Annotated in this window: 20 protein-coding genes; 11 read left to right on the plus strand and 9 right to left on the minus strand. The window is 41.5% G+C overall.

The window, feature by feature from the left end; translation table 11 throughout:
- Nucleotides 1-111: 111 nt before the first annotated feature.
- Together Q8G36_RS01390 and Q8G36_RS29110 are read right to left on the minus strand one after the other, a co-directional pair.
- Complete coding sequence (locus Q8G36_RS01390; RefSeq protein ID WP_305158619.1) at nt 112-354, minus strand: transglycosylase domain-containing protein; 243 nt, start codon at nt 352-354, stop codon at nt 112-114.
- Complete coding sequence (locus tag Q8G36_RS29110; protein WP_370694010.1) at nt 351-596, minus strand: transglycosylase domain-containing protein; 246 nt, start codon at nt 594-596, stop codon at nt 351-353. Before Q8G36_RS29110 ends, Q8G36_RS01390 begins: the two co-directional genes overlap by 4 nt.
- A 521-nt stretch (nt 597-1,117) precedes the next feature.
- Here Q8G36_RS29110 and kapD point away from each other — a divergent pair.
- Nucleotides 1,118-1,741 (plus strand): 3'-5' exonuclease KapD, encoded by a 624-nt coding sequence (gene kapD / locus Q8G36_RS01395; RefSeq protein WP_305158620.1) that lies wholly within the window; start codon nt 1,118-1,120, stop codon nt 1,739-1,741.
- Between the two features lie 40 nt (nt 1,742-1,781).
- On the opposite strand, the gene Q8G36_RS01400 is transcribed toward kapD, so the two are convergent.
- On the minus strand, nt 1,782-2,168 hold the full coding sequence (locus tag Q8G36_RS01400; RefSeq protein ID WP_305158621.1) for a kinase-associated lipoprotein B: 387 nt from the start codon (nt 2,166-2,168) through the stop codon (nt 1,782-1,784).
- 179 nt (nt 2,169-2,347) lie between these two features.
- On the opposite strand from Q8G36_RS01400, the gene Q8G36_RS01405 reads away from it, so the two are divergent.
- The 4 genes from Q8G36_RS01405 to Q8G36_RS01420 all read left to right on the plus strand — a co-directional run bounded on the left by Q8G36_RS01405 (nt 2,348) and on the right by Q8G36_RS01420 (nt 4,600).
- Nucleotides 2,348-2,938, plus strand: a complete 591-nt coding sequence (locus Q8G36_RS01405; RefSeq protein WP_305158622.1) for a peptidylprolyl isomerase — start codon at nt 2,348-2,350, stop codon at nt 2,936-2,938.
- 134 nt (nt 2,939-3,072) lie between these two features.
- Nucleotides 3,073-3,297 carry a hypothetical protein gene (locus Q8G36_RS01410; RefSeq protein WP_063234074.1) on the plus strand — a complete coding sequence of 75 codons (225 nt, stop codon included), beginning with the start codon at nt 3,073-3,075 and terminating at the stop codon, nt 3,295-3,297.
- Nucleotides 3,298-3,465: 168 nt separating this feature from the next.
- A complete protein-coding gene (locus Q8G36_RS01415; protein ID WP_305158623.1) occupies nt 3,466-3,942 on the plus strand; it encodes a GNAT family N-acetyltransferase in 477 nt (158 codons plus the stop codon).
- A gap of 40 nt (nt 3,943-3,982) precedes the next feature.
- Nucleotides 3,983-4,600, plus strand: coding sequence for a PH domain-containing protein (locus tag Q8G36_RS01420; RefSeq protein ID WP_305158624.1), 618 nt, complete (start codon nt 3,983-3,985; stop codon nt 4,598-4,600).
- 40 nt (nt 4,601-4,640) lie between these two features.
- Here the strand turns inward: Q8G36_RS01420 and Q8G36_RS01425 are convergent, their stop codons facing one another.
- Nucleotides 4,641-5,498, minus strand: coding sequence for a manganese catalase family protein (locus Q8G36_RS01425; RefSeq protein WP_305158625.1), 858 nt, complete (start codon nt 5,496-5,498; stop codon nt 4,641-4,643).
- A gap of 143 nt (nt 5,499-5,641) precedes the next feature.
- Here Q8G36_RS01425 and Q8G36_RS01430 point away from each other — a divergent pair, with 143 nt between their 5' ends.
- On the plus strand, nt 5,642-6,397 hold the full coding sequence (locus Q8G36_RS01430; protein WP_305158626.1) for a TraR/DksA C4-type zinc finger protein: 756 nt from the start codon (nt 5,642-5,644) through the stop codon (nt 6,395-6,397).
- Between the two features lie 41 nt (nt 6,398-6,438).
- On the opposite strand, the gene Q8G36_RS01435 is transcribed toward Q8G36_RS01430, so the two are convergent.
- Entirely contained in the window at nt 6,439-7,614 is a 1,176-nt protein-coding gene (locus Q8G36_RS01435) for a MalY/PatB family protein (RefSeq protein ID WP_305158627.1), read from the minus strand.
- A 102-nt stretch (nt 7,615-7,716) separates the two neighbouring features.
- Between Q8G36_RS01435 and Q8G36_RS01440 the strand changes: the two genes are divergently transcribed.
- The gene (locus tag Q8G36_RS01440; RefSeq protein ID WP_305158628.1) at nt 7,717-7,977 is read left to right on the plus strand and encodes a DUF1871 family protein; all 261 of its coding nucleotides are present in this window, start codon (nt 7,717-7,719) and stop codon (nt 7,975-7,977) included.
- 40 nt (nt 7,978-8,017) lie between these two features.
- On the opposite strand, the gene Q8G36_RS01445 is transcribed toward Q8G36_RS01440, so the two are convergent.
- Nucleotides 8,018-8,860 (minus strand): alpha/beta fold hydrolase, encoded by an 843-nt coding sequence (locus Q8G36_RS01445; RefSeq protein ID WP_305158629.1) that lies wholly within the window; start codon nt 8,858-8,860, stop codon nt 8,018-8,020.
- 304 nt (nt 8,861-9,164) lie between these two features.
- On the opposite strand from Q8G36_RS01445, the gene Q8G36_RS01450 reads away from it, so the two are divergent.
- On the plus strand, nt 9,165-9,665 hold the full coding sequence (locus Q8G36_RS01450) for an Lrp/AsnC family transcriptional regulator (protein WP_305158630.1): 501 nt from the start codon (nt 9,165-9,167) through the stop codon (nt 9,663-9,665).
- Nucleotides 9,662-10,831: an aminotransferase gene (locus tag Q8G36_RS01455; protein ID WP_305158631.1), complete on the plus strand. Its 1,170-nt coding sequence runs from the start codon at nt 9,662-9,664 to the stop codon at nt 10,829-10,831. The genes Q8G36_RS01450 and Q8G36_RS01455 overlap by 4 nt, the downstream gene beginning before the upstream one ends.
- Before the next feature lie 161 nt (nt 10,832-10,992).
- On the opposite strand, the gene Q8G36_RS01460 is transcribed toward Q8G36_RS01455, so the two are convergent.
- Both Q8G36_RS01460 and Q8G36_RS01465 read right to left on the minus strand, forming a co-directional pair.
- Nucleotides 10,993-11,346, minus strand: a complete 354-nt coding sequence (locus tag Q8G36_RS01460) for a helix-turn-helix domain-containing protein (RefSeq protein ID WP_305158632.1) — start codon at nt 11,344-11,346, stop codon at nt 10,993-10,995.
- Between the two features lie 140 nt (nt 11,347-11,486).
- On the minus strand, nt 11,487-12,830 hold the full coding sequence (locus Q8G36_RS01465; protein WP_305158633.1) for a sodium-dependent transporter: 1,344 nt from the start codon (nt 12,828-12,830) through the stop codon (nt 11,487-11,489).
- Between the two features lie 345 nt (nt 12,831-13,175).
- Here Q8G36_RS01465 and yugI point away from each other — a divergent pair, with 345 nt between their 5' ends.
- On the plus strand, nt 13,176-13,580 hold the full coding sequence (gene yugI / locus Q8G36_RS01470; RefSeq protein ID WP_034310304.1) for a S1 domain-containing post-transcriptional regulator GSP13: 405 nt from the start codon (nt 13,176-13,178) through the stop codon (nt 13,578-13,580).
- A 154-nt stretch (nt 13,581-13,734) separates the two neighbouring features.
- Here the strand turns inward: yugI and Q8G36_RS01475 are convergent, their stop codons facing one another.
- The gene (locus tag Q8G36_RS01475) at nt 13,735-13,968 is read right to left on the minus strand and encodes a DUF378 domain-containing protein (RefSeq protein ID WP_305158634.1); all 234 of its coding nucleotides are present in this window, start codon (nt 13,966-13,968) and stop codon (nt 13,735-13,737) included.
- A 207-nt stretch (nt 13,969-14,175) separates the two neighbouring features.
- On the opposite strand from Q8G36_RS01475, the gene Q8G36_RS01480 reads away from it, so the two are divergent.
- A complete protein-coding gene (locus tag Q8G36_RS01480; RefSeq protein WP_305158635.1) occupies nt 14,176-15,339 on the plus strand; it encodes an iron-containing alcohol dehydrogenase in 1,164 nt (387 codons plus the stop codon).
- The last annotated feature ends 110 nt before the right edge of the window (nt 15,340-15,449 follow it).

Below are 15,449 nucleotides of genomic sequence, written 5' to 3' on the forward strand. Positions count from 1 at the left end.
TTCCTCCTTCTTACGTATAGCTACATCAGGCGTTTGCAGAGATTTGTCGAGACCTTCAGAGGATGCCACCAGGTTTTTCAATTCCTGGTGAACATCCGTCACGTAATCGGGTTATAAGTCGACCGGGCTGGACAAGTCTAATTTAATCGTACTTTTGATAAGCTTTTCGTACTCGGCCTGTTCTAAATCACCTTCGGCCACCATTTGTTTCAGTAATCTCTCCTGACGCTCTTTCGTCGCATCGAAATGTTTAAGAGGATTATAGTATTCCGGATTTTTAGGGATTGAGGCCAGGAAGGCAAGTTCTGCATTGGATAACTCTCCAGTCGGTTTACTGAAATATATGGCATTCAAATACAGCTCCATGATTTCCGGTTTTGATTTTTTTCACTCATCTGATAGGCGTAAATGAGTTCACTGGGTTTTCGGTTATACGTCCTATCATGTAAGAGATGAACATTCCTGGCCAGTTGCTGGGTAATGGTACTGCCGCCTTGTTCGATTGTTTTATTTTGTGAATGGATAAGAAGCGCCCTGCTTATGCCGGATAGGTCAACGCCTGCATGATCATAAAATTTCTGATCCTCTGTAACGATGAACGGATTTCCAGGAAAAGGGGGATGTCTTCAAGTTTTAGGTAAGTCCGTTTCTCACCAGTGGAAATTTAACTGATGACCTTTCCATTTGCGGACATCATGTAACTATTCATTCTATCGATTCAATGGGAATTCGCTTGTCGAGTACATGATAGGGAGATTGCGCTAAGGATCACTCCTGATAGGAAAGGAAAATGAAAAGGATCAATACCGGAACTAAGAGGAAAATCGTGATATAACCAAGATACGTGCGCATAGTTCAACTTCCTACCTAATATATTTTTAGTATGTCCTTGGATTGAAGGGATGAAAAATGGTACTTTTGGTCCATTCATCCATCCAAATAGGGTAGACAATAAATGATTTTGGGTAAATTAGGTATGACGGCCAGGAGCCGTATCCGAATGGTGTGTAACGATCCTAAGAAAAAAACTTTCTAAATCTTCTGTTATAATATTCTCGTGAGAAAAAACCACTTTTGTTTATATGTTGATGTCAGGAATATAAAGGGGGTCATAAAAATGGAGGAACAACAGCAATATGTATTCATTGATTTTGAATTTACGATGCCGGAAGGAAAAGCCAATCCAGTAGGGTTTTATCCGGAAATCATTGAGGTTGGTTTAGTCACCGTCATTAATGAGACCATTCAGGAACAATTCTCATCTTTTGTTAACCCATTGAAATTTCCGGTTTTAACGGGAAGATGCAAGAAGTTCTTGAACATTACCCAGGATCAAGTGGACCGGGGGATTTCATTTGAAGAGCTGGTTACTTTATTGAAGAAAATAGATGAGCAGCACCCGACGACGATTGTTACCTGGGGAAATATGGACATGAAGGTGCTTCGCCAGAGCTGTCAGAAAGCAGGATTGGATTTCCCTTTTTCAGGGAAACAAATTGATCTTTGCCTGGAGTATAAACGCTTTTTCGGGGATCAAAATCAAACCGGACTTTGGAAAGCTGTACAGGCCTATGGCAAAGAAGGGACAGGCAAGCATCACAGGGCGCTGGATGATGCGATTACGACATATAATATCTTTAAGTTAGTAGAGAAAGATAAAAGTTATATGAAAAATCATGAACCGACGACAATTGGCGATCGCATTGATTTATCAAAGGTATTGAATCATTTAGCGTTATAAAAGCCAAATCATTTACTACTGATTTGGCTTTTATCATGCTTTATTTGAAATAATCTGCCGCTAGATCTTCAAGCAACTGTAAGCTTTTATCATTCCACTCTGTTTGTCCTTCGCTTAAAGTGCCTTTCATTTTCTCAACGGCTTCTCTTAAGGATTCCTTATACTCAGGAATCTCCTCATCAAAGTTCCTTACCATATTCTTTGGTACATTGGTTTGCTCCCGGAATGCTAGAGCACGCCGTTGATGGAACATCGACACTTCCGTTTGCTTCGGGTTATGAAGATCTCCCTGCATGGGATGCTTCAAGACAGCCAACACTTTAACAAGATATGCAGCAGGTCTGATATCGGTGACTTCCCCGATGTATTTTCCAGTTTTATATATGGCGGTAACCTTATCGCCGATTTTAAAATCCTGTTCTGACATTTCCCTACCACCTTTCTTTTAACTTCCTTCATGATACAAAAGAACAACGATTTTTCACAGCGAATTTGTTCAATTTCGTAAAGATGCTTTTTTTATGAAAATCGTGTAAAGTGTAAAAATGAAGATGGAAAATGGTGTTTCATGCCATTTTTATTTTAAAAAGAAAGAGGTTATGTACAATGACAAACTTTCCACAATTAACAAGTGAAGTTTTGGAAAATGAAAAAGCGGTCATCATGCAAACGACGATGGGCGATATTAAAATTAAACTATTCCCGGAACTGGCTCCAAAGACAGTGGAAAATTTCTTGACACATGCTGAAAATGGTTACTACGAAGGAATCATCTTCCACCGTGTCATCAAGGATTTCATGCTTCAAGGCGGAGATCCGACAGGGACTGGAATGGGTGGAAAAAGTATCTGGGGAACTCCATTTGAGGACGAGTTCTCCATGCAATTATTCAATTTGCGTGGAGCTCTTTCCATGGCAAATGCAGGCCCGGGAACAAACGGGAGCCAATTCTTCGTCGTACAAGCCCAGCATGTGGACAGCAGGATGAGTGAGCAAATGAAGCAAGCCGGTTATCCGGAAGAAATCATCAGTGCTTATATGGAACAAGGAGGCACACCATGGCTGGATCATAAACACTCTGTTTTCGGACAAGTGGTCGAAGGCATGGACGTTGTTGATACGATTGCTAACGTAGAGACAGTTGCGGGAGACAAGCCAGCAGTGGACGTTGTCATTAAAGGGATCACCATTTTATAAATAAAAGAGAAGCGAGGGGCTTAGTGCCTCTCGTTTTTTTAGATTTTAGTGGATTAGGCCCACTAGTGGATTGTTCTGGTAATTGATATAATGGGATAATGCAGTTTAATTCCCTATCAGGAAGGATGTATCGGATGGACTTTCTCAATCATGCTTTACTAGGTTTGTTTCTTTACTTTCCAGAAGACAAGACTGAATATATCTCGGCTGGTATAACTTGCTTCATTTTTTTAGTGGCAGCCGTTTTTACGATGAGGGCAATTATAAGATATTCAAAGAAGGAAGAAATGAAAACCAAGCAATTCGAAGATGAGGTCACCAAAAGGAACCAGCGTATAAAGGATGATACTATTTCTTGATCCCGGAAGATGCCGTGCATCGCGAGCCCCGTTTTTTGATATTGATCATCTGAATATGATTGGTATTATGTTTTGTTAGAAGGTCGTAAAGAATAAAATGTTCCCTTATCAGCATAAGCATTTTATACTATAAGCATAGAGATAGAAATTTTGGGGGCGTAATTGGTTATGCAAATCGTAGCGAAAAGAATGATTGCGGCAGATACGGTTAAGGATTTTTTCATTCAGCACTGGGAGACGACTCAAGTCGTTTTTTCAAGAGGTTTGTTTCATTATGCGGAACTTGAGGGTTTTGGGGTGATGGACGAGAATGAAAAAATCACGGGGTTGGGAACATACAAATTCTCCGACCATGTATGTCAGATCATCTCTTTGAATAGTGAGCATGAGAATCAAGGTGTGGGCTCATCATTGCTTTATGTGATGGAGAATATCGCAAAGGAAAAAAATTGCCATACTATTAAAGCGATTACAACGAACGATAATTTACAGGCATTGAAGTTTTTTCAAAAGCGTGGTTATGTCATTTCGGAAATCGTTAAAAATGCCGTTGAAGAATCACGGAAAATCAAGCCTGAAATACCATTTTACAGTTTTGATGGAATTCCGATCAGAGACGAGATTATACTGGAGAAATACTTATAATAAGGTGAAATTCACCTGGATTTTGATAGGGGGAATAGGAATGTTTAAGAAAATGGCGGCTGATGCCCTTGGCCTTAGTGATATTGGAAGTGTGATTAGTCCTGCAGATTATGACAAGGTGGATGCAGATGACTATATCATGCATGAAGATGGGGAAAAAATTTATTTCCTGATTAAATCGAAAACCGATGAGTACTGTTTCACGAATCAAGCGTTCATACATTTGGACGGCACAAGTGCCATAAGCAAAAAGCGTACACTTACAAGATATAGCTACAGCCAGTATAATATTTCCAACGCCACGCTTGAAACCGCAGGGACCGTGGATTTGGATGCTGAAATTAAATTTTCGATCGGTGGTGCAAAGACCTTCTCCATTGATGTCCATAAGAAATTCATTGAAGAATTAAAAGACTTGTTCAAATCACTCGTGAAAATCTCGGAAATTTGCCATGAGAATGAGTATGCCCTTCAATATGCCCAGCAAAGCGTAAACCTTGCTTCTAGCACTTTGAACCAGGTTCGCACTGATGGAAGCCAAATGGCTGCAAGTTTCAAGGAAATTAATTCTGCAGCTTTCGAATGGTTGATGGACAGCCGGAAAAAGTACCATGTTAAAGATTTTGGCTTTGTTTTTGAGAAATATATCAATAATTAAAAAAGGAGGCGAACACAGAATGTTGTGTCCGCCTTCTTTTTTAATTGTTCAAATCACTCAAGCCAGGGCTATGTTCATTTGGCATATCCGGCATTTCAGGGACAGGGAATCCTTTCGGCGGATCGGTAACGGCGAGGTTTCCGCCATTTCGGCTCGGTGTCTCCCCTTGGAAAATTTCGCTGATTTGAGTTTGATCCATCCTGAAATTGAATTGGGCATTATGATAGCCTAAATCCACATATTTGCGGCATTCAGGATATTTGTTCAGATCATAATTAGGGATAGGGAAGATTTTCCCCCAGTTGACCCCGAGTGTTTCCAATGCCTTGGCAAATGCATTTTGATGGGCATTGTCGCGGATCATTAAAAATGCCAGTGTTTCACGCATTGATTTATTGGAACTCATTTCATAAATCCTCGATTTTTGCAGGACACCCGTGGATTCGAGGATGACATTATTCAAAAGGTTCGCCACAAGATTACCGTGATCATAAACCCATGATCCATTCCATGGATTGCCGCCAGCATCGACGGGCAGGGACGCTTTCGCACCGATGATGAAATGATGGGGGTTTGCACCGCCTTTGATGACATCATCCAATGGGGCGCCATCGAGACTGGAATTTCCGGGCATATCACCACCAGCGCCATTCAGAAGCTGGTTGATGGTTGATTGGACAAGTTCAACATGGCTTAGTTCCTCTAAGAAAACACCACGGATTAAATCACGATATTGTTTAGCTTTGCCGCGGAAGTTGGCACTTTGGAAAGAATATTGCATCATCGTCCGCATTTCACCGAATTGCCCTCCAAGCGTTTCCTGAAGTACTTTTGCTGCATTCGGGTCAGGCTTATCCGGAACGATCATATTGATTAAATCTTCTTTATAGAAATACAAATGGACGCCCTCCTTAAATTAAATATTTCTAAGTTAGCTTCTGTTAACAGAATTAAATTATTCCTAAGGTAAAAAGTACCTTTATGGAATGACGGGAAGAGAGAAATACTAGAGGGAAGAACGATTTTGAAAGGATGTTGCACATGCTATCCAATCAGCAGCTTAAAGAATTTCAACAGCAATTGCAGCAAACGAAGCAAGAGTTGAAAGAGCGATTAAATGATCAAGGCGACCACGATTTAAGAAGAAGCATGGAGGATTCGACAGGTGAATTATCGAATTACGATAATCATCCCGGCGATCAAGGAACCGAGTTATATGAACGGGAAAAGGATTTGGCCCTTTCCGAGCATGATCGGGATGAAATAAGGGATATTGAACGGGCGCTTTCTGCCATCGAGGCAGGTGAGTATGGAAAATGCGAAGTTTGTTCAAAGGAAATACCTCTTGAACGTTTGAAAGCCGTCCCTACTACGACTTATTGTGTCGAGCATACCCCATCACAGGAAACTTCGGACAATCGGCCGGTGGAGGAGGAAGTGCTGGGACCCCCATTTGGAAAGTTTGATTATGATGACCGGCACGAATCGGTTGCATACGATGCGGAAGATTCTTGGCAGGATGTTGCCAGTTATGGAACATCTGAATCACCTTCCGATTTTGTAAATCCGCCAAACGAATACGAAGATATGTATGTCGAGTCCGAGGAAAATATCGGATATGTCGAGGATTATGAAAATTTCGTTGGTGTGGATATATACGGTAAAGAGATAACGATTTATCCGAACTCCCAATATGAAGAATTGAAGGAAGAACTTTTTGAAGAAAATATTCAAACCTCGTTTGGGGATTTACCTCGATATGAGCATGATCCTTATGTGGATGAAGAGAAAGATTGAAAAAGAAGAACCAGGATTCTAAACCTGGTTCTTCTTTTTATTTATAAAAAAGCCAATTTCAAACGGTTTAGCCCTTCCATCAGGACGCTGCGAGAACAACCGAGATTCATTCGAACGAAACCTTCTCCGCCAGGTCCATATTTTGAACCAGGCTCCAATGCGAGCTTCCCTTGATGGATCAGTCGATCCTTAATTTCCTTGTCGGTCAATCCAAGATCACGGCAGTCAATCCATAAAAGGTAAGAGGCTTCCGGATGCATGACATGCAGTGAAGGAATTTCAGCAGCAATGAATTCCTCTGCCACTTTTATATTCTCCTCAATGTAGCCAATCATGTCTTCAAGCCATTCCAAGCCCTCCCGATACGCGGCTTCCATCGCTGTTAAGGCAAAGATGTTAAGACCATGGAAGGCCAGTTTCGTTTGCGCCTTTTGCAATTGCTTCTGTAATTTTTCATTACTGGCGATCAGGAATGAAGCCTGAAGGCCGGCAATATTGAATGTTTTGCTTGGCGCCATCAATGTAACGGTTATGTCCGCTAATTTTTCTGAAAGCGAGCCGATCGGATAATGCCTTGATGTTGTATGGAATAAGTCAGCATGTATCTCATCACTGACGATAACTACATCATATTTTTCACATAACTCCCCGATTCGTAAGAGTTCGTCCTTTGTCCAAACGCGTCCGCCAGGGTTATGCGGACTGCAAAAAAGGAATAGCTTCACTCCGCTTTTCAGCTTGTCCTCAAAATCGGTGAAATCAATCTCAAAGCGGTCCTTTTCCATGATAAGGGGACTATTGACCACTTCCCGGTCATTATTTTTGATCATATCAAAAAATGGGGTATAGACGGGAGATTGTAACAATATTTTATCGCCCGGGTTCGTGAATGCTTGGATCGTTGTACCGATTGCTGATACGACACCGGAGCTGAATGAGATCCACTCTTTATCGATTTGCCAGGAGTGCCGGTCTCTAAGCCAGTTTTGAATTTCGGTGAAAACCGTTTCAGAAGGGACGGTATAACCGAAAATCGGATGATTCAAGCGTTCCATCAATGCCTTTTGAATGCCCTCTGGAGATGGGAAATCCATATCGGCAACCCACATTGGCAGAACATCCTCGCGCCCGTACAATGATGTGAGCGAGTTTTTATCCCATTTTGCAGACCCTGAATTTTCCCTGTTTATTTGTTCTTCAAATATTGACTTGTTCAAAATATCCACCACCGAATAAAAATTTGTCGTCTTCGCGATAAGCCTGTTGTTATGATACTATGATATCATGTTCTTTGAAAATATTGAGCAGGTGATGATTATATGGATACACAGCAAATGAATATAGCGCTGGTTGCCGTTTTGCAAGAATGGGATCCATTCAAGATAGGATGGGATTTATATGAGCCGGAAATTGCAGATACCGTCGTAGCAATCCGGGATATAGATGACCCAAAGGAACTGGCGGAAAAAATAAAATCCATTTACGAGTTCGCGTTCGATGAATCCGTTCAGATGGAAAAGTGCCTGGAAGTTGCACAAAAGCTGCTCATCATAAAAAATGATGCCAGCTGTTCGATCTAAAGGTGAAAAAGGGTGTACCCAGAAATCAGGGGCACCTTTTTTACGTTGGGGTGGCTACTCCAATAAACCCCTTAATTAATTGATAAACTTCTTCCGGTTTCTCCTCTGGAAGAAGATGCCCGGAATCTTCAATCACAACAAGCTCGGAATTAGGCAGGTCTTCATGGAGCCTTTGGCCAATATTCAATGGCACCACTCTATCATGCCTCCCCCAAATAAGCAGGCATGGTGTATGAATATCACTAAGGTCCTCCTTCAACAAATCGACTTCCTTATCCCGAAGCATCCTCCCCAATGCCCGGAAAATATCATGCTTCTTTATGAATGGCCCTAGATATCCCTGCCGCATTTCATCGTCAATCATGGCCGGGTCATGGACGACATTTTTCAAGTTCTTTTCGATACCTGATTTTTGTAGATACCGCTTTATCCCGAATGAAAAGAAAGGCAGGTAACTGACCATCTTCATTTTTTCCGAATAACCGGGCTGATAGCCTGAACCGGCAAGAAGAATGGCATGGTCGACAAGATCAGGATATGATTTGATGAGCTGCAGGGAAATCTGCCCGCCCATGGAATGGCCGATGGTACTGAATTTCCTGATGCCTTTTCCCTCTAAGAACATAACGACGGATTTAGCGATGTTCCGGAATGAATATGTATATCGATAATCTTTTCCGCTTTGCCCGAATGGCGGGAGGTCTATGGAGATCACATTGTATTCCTTGATTAAATAGGGCACTAATTTACGGAAACTGAAGCTCGATGACAAAAATCCATGAAGCAGGACAAGGGTGGGGAGGGAATCATCGATACGGTCATATTCAAAATAGATTTCCATATTACCCACCCGTTCGACACCTTTGATTGTATGACTTTCCATAAAAGCTCCTCCTCCGTTATTGGTCAATGATAAAAATCCATGTTACCCTGAATATTCCAAAAAAGGTCCTTTAATACTGTTGCATAACAGTAATTGTAATAATAACGATGAAAAAAGACAATTACTATAACAGGTCACCAATCAATTTTGATATAATAGTGTAAGTTTATCCTGACAGAATAGGACTTATTAAATTATATTGTCATATAGGTTTTTAAAAAAGTCTAATAAGGTAATTCGTGAGACTATCTGCCAGCCAAACCATCACATCTAAATTAGTGAATTCCAAAAGGGGGGTTTTCCAATGCACTTGAATGAAGAGGAATTGGAAGTCTTGAGAATCATTGAAAATAACAGCCGGATTGATCAGAAGGATTTGGCTAAAATGACCGATCAATCAGAATCGGACATTGAAATAACATTGAAGAAATTAGAAGATATGCGGGTCATTGTACGTTACTTAACAGTCATTAACTGGGCTAAAGTGGATGAATACCATGGTGTCACAGCGATGATCGATGTAAAAGTCACTCCAAAACGCGGCGTCGGTTTCGATGATGTTGCAAAAAGGATTTACAAATTCAAAGAAGTCGAGTCCGTTTATTTAATGTCTGGGGCTTATGATCTTTCAGTCATTGTCGAAGGACGTTCGATGAACGAAGTGGCAAGCTTTGTTTCGGAAAAACTTTCGACACTGGATTCCGTCATTTCTACGACGACTCACTTCATAATGAAAAAATACAAGCATGATGGCACCATTTTTGATCAAACTGAAGAAGATAAGCGGATAGTGGTGTCACCATGATTAAAACGAGTTATGTTTCAAAAACGATTGCAGAGCTTAAACCATCTGGCATCCGCCGCTTTTTCGACTTGGCAGCCAATTTGGAAGGGGTCGTCTCGCTTGGTGTAGGTGAACCGGATTTCGTTACATCTTGGGCAGTAAGGGAAGCGGCGATCAACTCCCTGGAGGAAGGGTATACCTCTTATACGGCCAATGCCGGATTATTTGAATTAAGGTCGGAAATAAGCAGGTATATGGAGAAGCAGTTCCATGTTTCGTATAGACCTGAGGATCAAATCATTGTCACGGTCGGAGCAAGCCAGGCCCTCGATATTGCCCTGAGGACCATCTTGAATCCAGGTGAAGAAGTCATTGTCGTCGAACCTTGTTTCGTCGCCTATGCACCGCTTGTGACCATGGCAGGGGGAATACCGGTCACGGTCCAAACATCCAAGGAAGATGATTTTAAGTTGACTCCCCAACAACTCGAAGCGGCGATCACGCCTAAAACGAAGGCCGTTTTAATCTGTTCACCGAATAACCCGACGGGAACCCAGCTTGGGCAGGAAGAATTAGTAATGCTTGCTGACATCGTTAAAAAGCATGACTTGCTGGTGATTTCCGATGAAATCTATGCCGAACTTGCTTATGATGAGGAATTCACTTCTTTTGCTGCCATTGACGGCATGCTTGAGCGGACAATTGTCATCAATGGGTTTTCGAAAGGGTTTGCGATGACTGGATGGCGTCTTGGGTTCGTTTGTGCACCTAAGGAAATTTCCGAAGCGATGCTTAAGATTCATCAATATGCGATGATGTGTGCGCCGACCGTTGCGCAGCATGCTGCATTGGAAGCGTTAAAGAACGGTATGCAGGATGTGGAAGAAATGCGTCGGAGTTACCGGAGAAGACGAAATTATATCGTGAAATCATTTAATGAGATAGGTCTTGATTGCCATAATCCTGGCGGTGCTTTTTATGCTTTTCCATCAATCGAGAGAACGGGGATGACTTCGATGGAATTTGCTGAAAAACTTCTGACGGAAGAACTTGTAGCCGTTGTACCGGGTGATGTGTTCGGGGAAAGCGGTGAAGGTCATATCCGCTGTTCCTATGCATCCTCCATGGAACAGCTTCAAGAAGCGCTTAAAAGGATGGAACGTTTCATGAAGAATCATTGCCAATAAAAGCAAAAAAATAGGGATCCGGCCGTTTTAAGCAGCCGGATCCCTTTCCATAGGGGGAATTAGAAAAAAGAGTTAATCTAATGGATTAACATAGAAAGTGTTAATCATAGTATATCCAGTACCCTGAAAAAAAATACATATACTATGACCAATTTTTTGAATTAAGCTTGTGTATTATATAAAGTATGCATAACATTCAGAATTTGTTCTTCGCTAAAGTCCTTAGCTGTTCTTAGAATGAGCTCCGCTTTTTTGGTTCCGATTTCTTCAATCAGTTTTTTTATGTCCTCGTCAATACCAGAGGCGTTACCGGTTTGGGCATCCTTCAGGAATTCTGAAGCCGGAATGTCAAGAACGGTGGAAAGCCGTAAAATGGTTTGTGTATCAGGAACCGATTCACCCGATTCATACTTTTCAATTTTCTTCGTGCCGATTCGTAATTTCAAAGCCAGTTCCTGTTGAGTAAGGTTGTGATCTTCTCGGTATTGCCGGATATTCTTCGCGATATTTGACATAGTCAGACACTCCTTTTTCAGGAAATATATTTTCTTTATGTAATTATTTTACCATATTATTACTTGAGGTAAGGAGCTTAATATGTAGGTTTTGTGAAAAAAAGGCCGCATCGAGAAATATCGAAACGGCACCTTGAGTGTTAAATGAGATTAGTTGACTTAAGGAATACGAGTATGATCATGATCGGCACGATGTAGCGAATCAGGAAGTACCAAAGTTTAAAAATTGATCGGCCGGAATCAGCGCCAGATTCGAACTCCTTTTGTACCTCGATCCTTTTCATTTGATAGCCGATGAAAAGGGATATGAACAAGGCGCCGACTGGCAGCGCGATATTGCTTGTCAGATAATCAGCGAAATCGAATATGGATAAATTGAAAATCTTCACATCCGAAAGCACCCCGAAGGATAATGCGCTTGGAATCCCAATCAGGAAAACGGTGATACCAGCTATCCAAGAAGCCTTCTTACGCTTTGCAGTATCCCCCTTGATCATGGCTGCAACGACGATTTCGAGAATGGAGAATGCCGTCGTAAGGGTGGCAAATAATAATAATATGAAGAAAATGAACATGAAGATCCCGCCAAGCGCCATTTCATTGAAGACGGCAGGCAATACGACAAATACTAGTCCAGGCCCGCTTGAAGGGCTGAAACCCAGTGCGAAAACAGCCGGGAAGATGACCAAACCTGCCAGCAAGGAAATGAAGATATTCAGTCCAACTACCGATAAGGCCGATTTTGTAATATCTTCTTTTTTACTTAAATAGGATGCGTAGGTTACCATCACGGATACACCGACACTTAGTGCAAAGAAGGATTGGCCCAGTGCCAATAGGATCGTTTCCCCCGTTAATGCGGAAAAGTCCGGTTTCAAGAAGAATTTAACACCTTCCATCGCTCCATCCAGAGTCAGGGATCGGATAAGAAGAATGATGAAAAGAATGAACAATGAAGGCATCATATATTTATTAGCCTTTTCAATTCCCTTGGAAACGCCGCCTTGCACGACCCAAATGGTAAAGACCATGAATATTAATTGAGCGATAACCGTTTCATAAGGATTACTGATTACCTTATTGAAGAAGTTCCCATATTCTTCTTGCGTCAAGTTTGAGAGAGAACCTGTAAAGCTTCTTGCTAAATAAGAGATGATCCAGCCTCCAACAACACTGAAGAAGGAAAGAAGAATGATTGAAGCGACGACACCGCCATATCCAATCAATGCCCAAGGCTTTCCAGGGGCGATATGTTTATATGCGCTAATGGCATCTTTCTGTGCATTGCGGCCAATCGTGAATTCCGCTATTAATATCGGTGCCCCGATAAGCAGGGTGAATATAATGAAGAGCAGGAAGAAGACCCCTCCGCCATTTTCCCCAGTCATATATGGGAGCTTCCAGATGGCGCCCAATCCAATAGCGGATCCCGCGGCTGACAGGATGAACCCAAGTTTTGAAGTCCATTGATCTTGTTTTGACATGATGGAAAAACTCCTTTAGATGTAAAGAATATCTAGCTGTATATTACTTTTTTAAAACATTTTCTCATCTTACTATGATTACGGGGAATTGAATAGTGTTTTAATATTACAATCTTTAGAAAAATGAGTAAATATCTTAAGGGAAATAGAGGTTATTTGCAAATTTTTAGGTTAAGTTATATATAAAGATCTTATAATATTTATTATTTCCAAAAAACAAACATTTTTAATGAGTAAAATCCCAAAAAGTATGGTATACTTAACTTTGATTATTTTCCAATTATGTGATATAATTTTTTATTGCGTGAAAAGACGAAAAAATATATATAAAATAGGAGTGTTACCATGTCTGAAAAATTCGAAATTGGTGCGGTAGTTGCTGGTAAAGTTACTGGTATTCAACCATACGGTGCATTTGTTGCTCTAGATGAATCAACTCAAGGTTTAGTTCATATTTCTGAAATCACTCACGGCTTCGTTAAAGATATCAACGAACATTTAAAAGTGGGCGATGAAGTGAAAGTTAAAGTGCTTTCCATCGATTCAGCTGCTGGAAAAATCGGCTTATCGATCCGCGCTACAGAAGAAGCTCCTGAGCGTACTGAAGCTCCGAAAAAAGCTCCGAAAAAACGCCAAGCATCTGTTAAAGCGACATCTCACATCGAATCTACTGAAGGTTTCAACACATTGAAAGACAAACTTCAAGAGTGGATTGAACAATCTCAACGCGAAGACCTAATCAAAAAATAATTTTTTGGAACCGGCAGATCTTTTGATCAGTCGGTTTTTTTTGTCCATTTCATGGCCGGTAATGGGGCATTTGAAAGAAATAAAGCCGGGTCATGTGTTTATCCATGGTCCGGCTTTATTTTATAGATCATAAACAATGTCCATGTTCATGACATCAACGAGTAGGTTTAGTTTCAGGCGCTCTGGAAATTTCAGGACTCGGTTTAAAGAGAAGACCAAGATTAATGAGACCGGCAATTCCAACCAACCCATAAACGATACGGGCCAATCCAGCATCTTGCCCTCCGAAAATCGAAGCGACCAAGTCAAATTGGAAAAAACCTATTAAACCCCAGTTGATTGCCCCGATTATTGTAAGAACAAGTGCCGTTCTTTGTATTCCACTCATTGTACTGCCTCCTTTTTTTGAGAAAAATCAGTTCTTTACTTATCATGCTTTTTCATCATGTAAATATACATCACCACAAATGTTCCGGGCGGATATTTTGTATTTAAATGGAACATTGGTCATAATGAATAAAAGAAAAACTAACCATTGGCACTGTGGACAATTCAAAAACGGCGTCAATGTAGCATTAAAGGAGAGAGAGATCCATTGGAGAATTTCACTTATAAAAATCCTACTAAAGTAATTTTCGGGAAAGGTCAGCTTGAAAGCTTAAAAACTGAAATTCCTGCGTATGGCGATAAAGTTTTACTTGTATATGGTGGAGGAAGCATAAAGAAAAATGGCTTATATGAAAAAGTAATCAATACCTTGAAAGTGATCGATGCAGAGGTGCACGAACTTCCCGGGGTTGAACCGAATCCACGCATCTCAACAGTCCGAAAAGGTGTTGATCTTTGTAAAGAGCATGGTATCGACTTCGTCCTTGCTGTTGGAGGAGGGAGCGTTATAGATGCTACAAAGGCCATCGTTGCGGGTGCTAAATATGAGGGGGATCCATGGGATCTTGTCATTAAGAAGGCACCAGTCGAAGAGGCCCTTCCATTCGGAACGGTGCTGACTTTAGCTGCAACAGGCTCTGAGGCGAATTCCGGATCTGTCATAACAAACTGGGAAACGAAAGAGAAATATGGATGGGGCAGTCCATTGGTATTTCCGCAATTCTCCATTTTGGACCCTGAAAATACTTTTTCAGTACCAAAAGACCAGACGGTATACGGAATGGTCGATATGATGTCACATGTATTCGAAACGTACTTCCACCCGGAAACGCATGCGCCGCTGCAAGACCGTTTTTGTGAATCGCTGTTATCGACGGTGATTGAAACGGCACCAAAACTATTGGAAGACCTGGAGGACTATGAGCATCGGGCCACTATCCTGTATGCCGGAAACCTGGCCTTGAATGGGTCGCTTGGGGTTGGTTACCGCGGTGATTGGGCAACGCATAACATTGAACATGCCGTTTCAGCTGTTTATGACATCCCGCATGCAGGAGGGTTGGCCATCTTATTCCCGAATTGGATGAAGCATGTGCTCCATGAAAATGTCGCACGCTTTAAACAAGTTGCAGTCCGTGTATTCCATGTAGATCCGGAAGGTAAATCGGATGAGGAAGCGGCCCTTGAAGGCATTGAAAGACTTAGGTCATTTTGGAGCAGCTTAGGGGCGCCGACCAATCTTTCGGATTATGGCATCGATGACTCACAATTGGAAGTCATGGCTGATAAAGCGATGAGCAGAGGGGAATTTGGACGATTCAAAGTCCTTAACCGTGAAGATGTCCTTGCCATTTTACGGGCTTCCTTATAAACAAGTGATATGATCCGCTCTCCCGCCTTGCCAGGTGGGAGATTGCTTTATATGCATAATTCATCATTTACTTGATCGATTTCTTGATTATGAGAATTACATCAGATAAA

It is taken from the genome of Peribacillus frigoritolerans (assembly GCF_030676415.1).
Lineage (GTDB): Bacteria > Bacillota > Bacilli > Bacillales > DSM-1321 > Peribacillus > Peribacillus frigoritolerans_A.

Coding starts and splice junctions, on each gene's coding strand:
- kapD (WP_305158620.1), top strand. CDS start 1,118: ATGGAGGAACAACAGCAATATGTATTCATTGATTTTGAATTTACGATG.
- Q8G36_RS01400 (WP_305158621.1), bottom strand. CDS start 2,168: ATGTCAGAACAGGATTTTAAAATCGGCGATAAGGTTACCGCCATATAT.
- Q8G36_RS01405 (WP_305158622.1), top strand. CDS start 2,348: ATGACAAACTTTCCACAATTAACAAGTGAAGTTTTGGAAAATGAAAAA.
- Q8G36_RS01410 (WP_063234074.1), top strand. CDS start 3,073: ATGGACTTTCTCAATCATGCTTTACTAGGTTTGTTTCTTTACTTTCCA.
- Q8G36_RS01415 (WP_305158623.1), top strand. CDS start 3,466: ATGCAAATCGTAGCGAAAAGAATGATTGCGGCAGATACGGTTAAGGAT.
- Q8G36_RS01420 (WP_305158624.1), top strand. CDS start 3,983: ATGTTTAAGAAAATGGCGGCTGATGCCCTTGGCCTTAGTGATATTGGA.
- Q8G36_RS01430 (WP_305158626.1), top strand. CDS start 5,642: ATGCTATCCAATCAGCAGCTTAAAGAATTTCAACAGCAATTGCAGCAA.
- Q8G36_RS01440 (WP_305158628.1), top strand. CDS start 7,717: ATGGATACACAGCAAATGAATATAGCGCTGGTTGCCGTTTTGCAAGAA.
- Q8G36_RS01445 (WP_305158629.1), bottom strand. CDS start 8,860: ATGGAAAGTCATACAATCAAAGGTGTCGAACGGGTGGGTAATATGGAA.
- Q8G36_RS01450 (WP_305158630.1), top strand. CDS start 9,165: ATGCACTTGAATGAAGAGGAATTGGAAGTCTTGAGAATCATTGAAAAT.
- Q8G36_RS01455 (WP_305158631.1), top strand. CDS start 9,662: ATGATTAAAACGAGTTATGTTTCAAAAACGATTGCAGAGCTTAAACCA.
- Q8G36_RS01460 (WP_305158632.1), bottom strand. CDS start 11,346: ATGTCAAATATCGCGAAGAATATCCGGCAATACCGAGAAGATCACAAC.
- Q8G36_RS01465 (WP_305158633.1), bottom strand. CDS start 12,830: ATGTCAAAACAAGATCAATGGACTTCAAAACTTGGGTTCATCCTGTCA.
- yugI (WP_034310304.1), top strand. CDS start 13,176: ATGTCTGAAAAATTCGAAATTGGTGCGGTAGTTGCTGGTAAAGTTACT.
- Q8G36_RS01475 (WP_305158634.1), bottom strand. CDS start 13,968: ATGAGTGGAATACAAAGAACGGCACTTGTTCTTACAATAATCGGGGCA.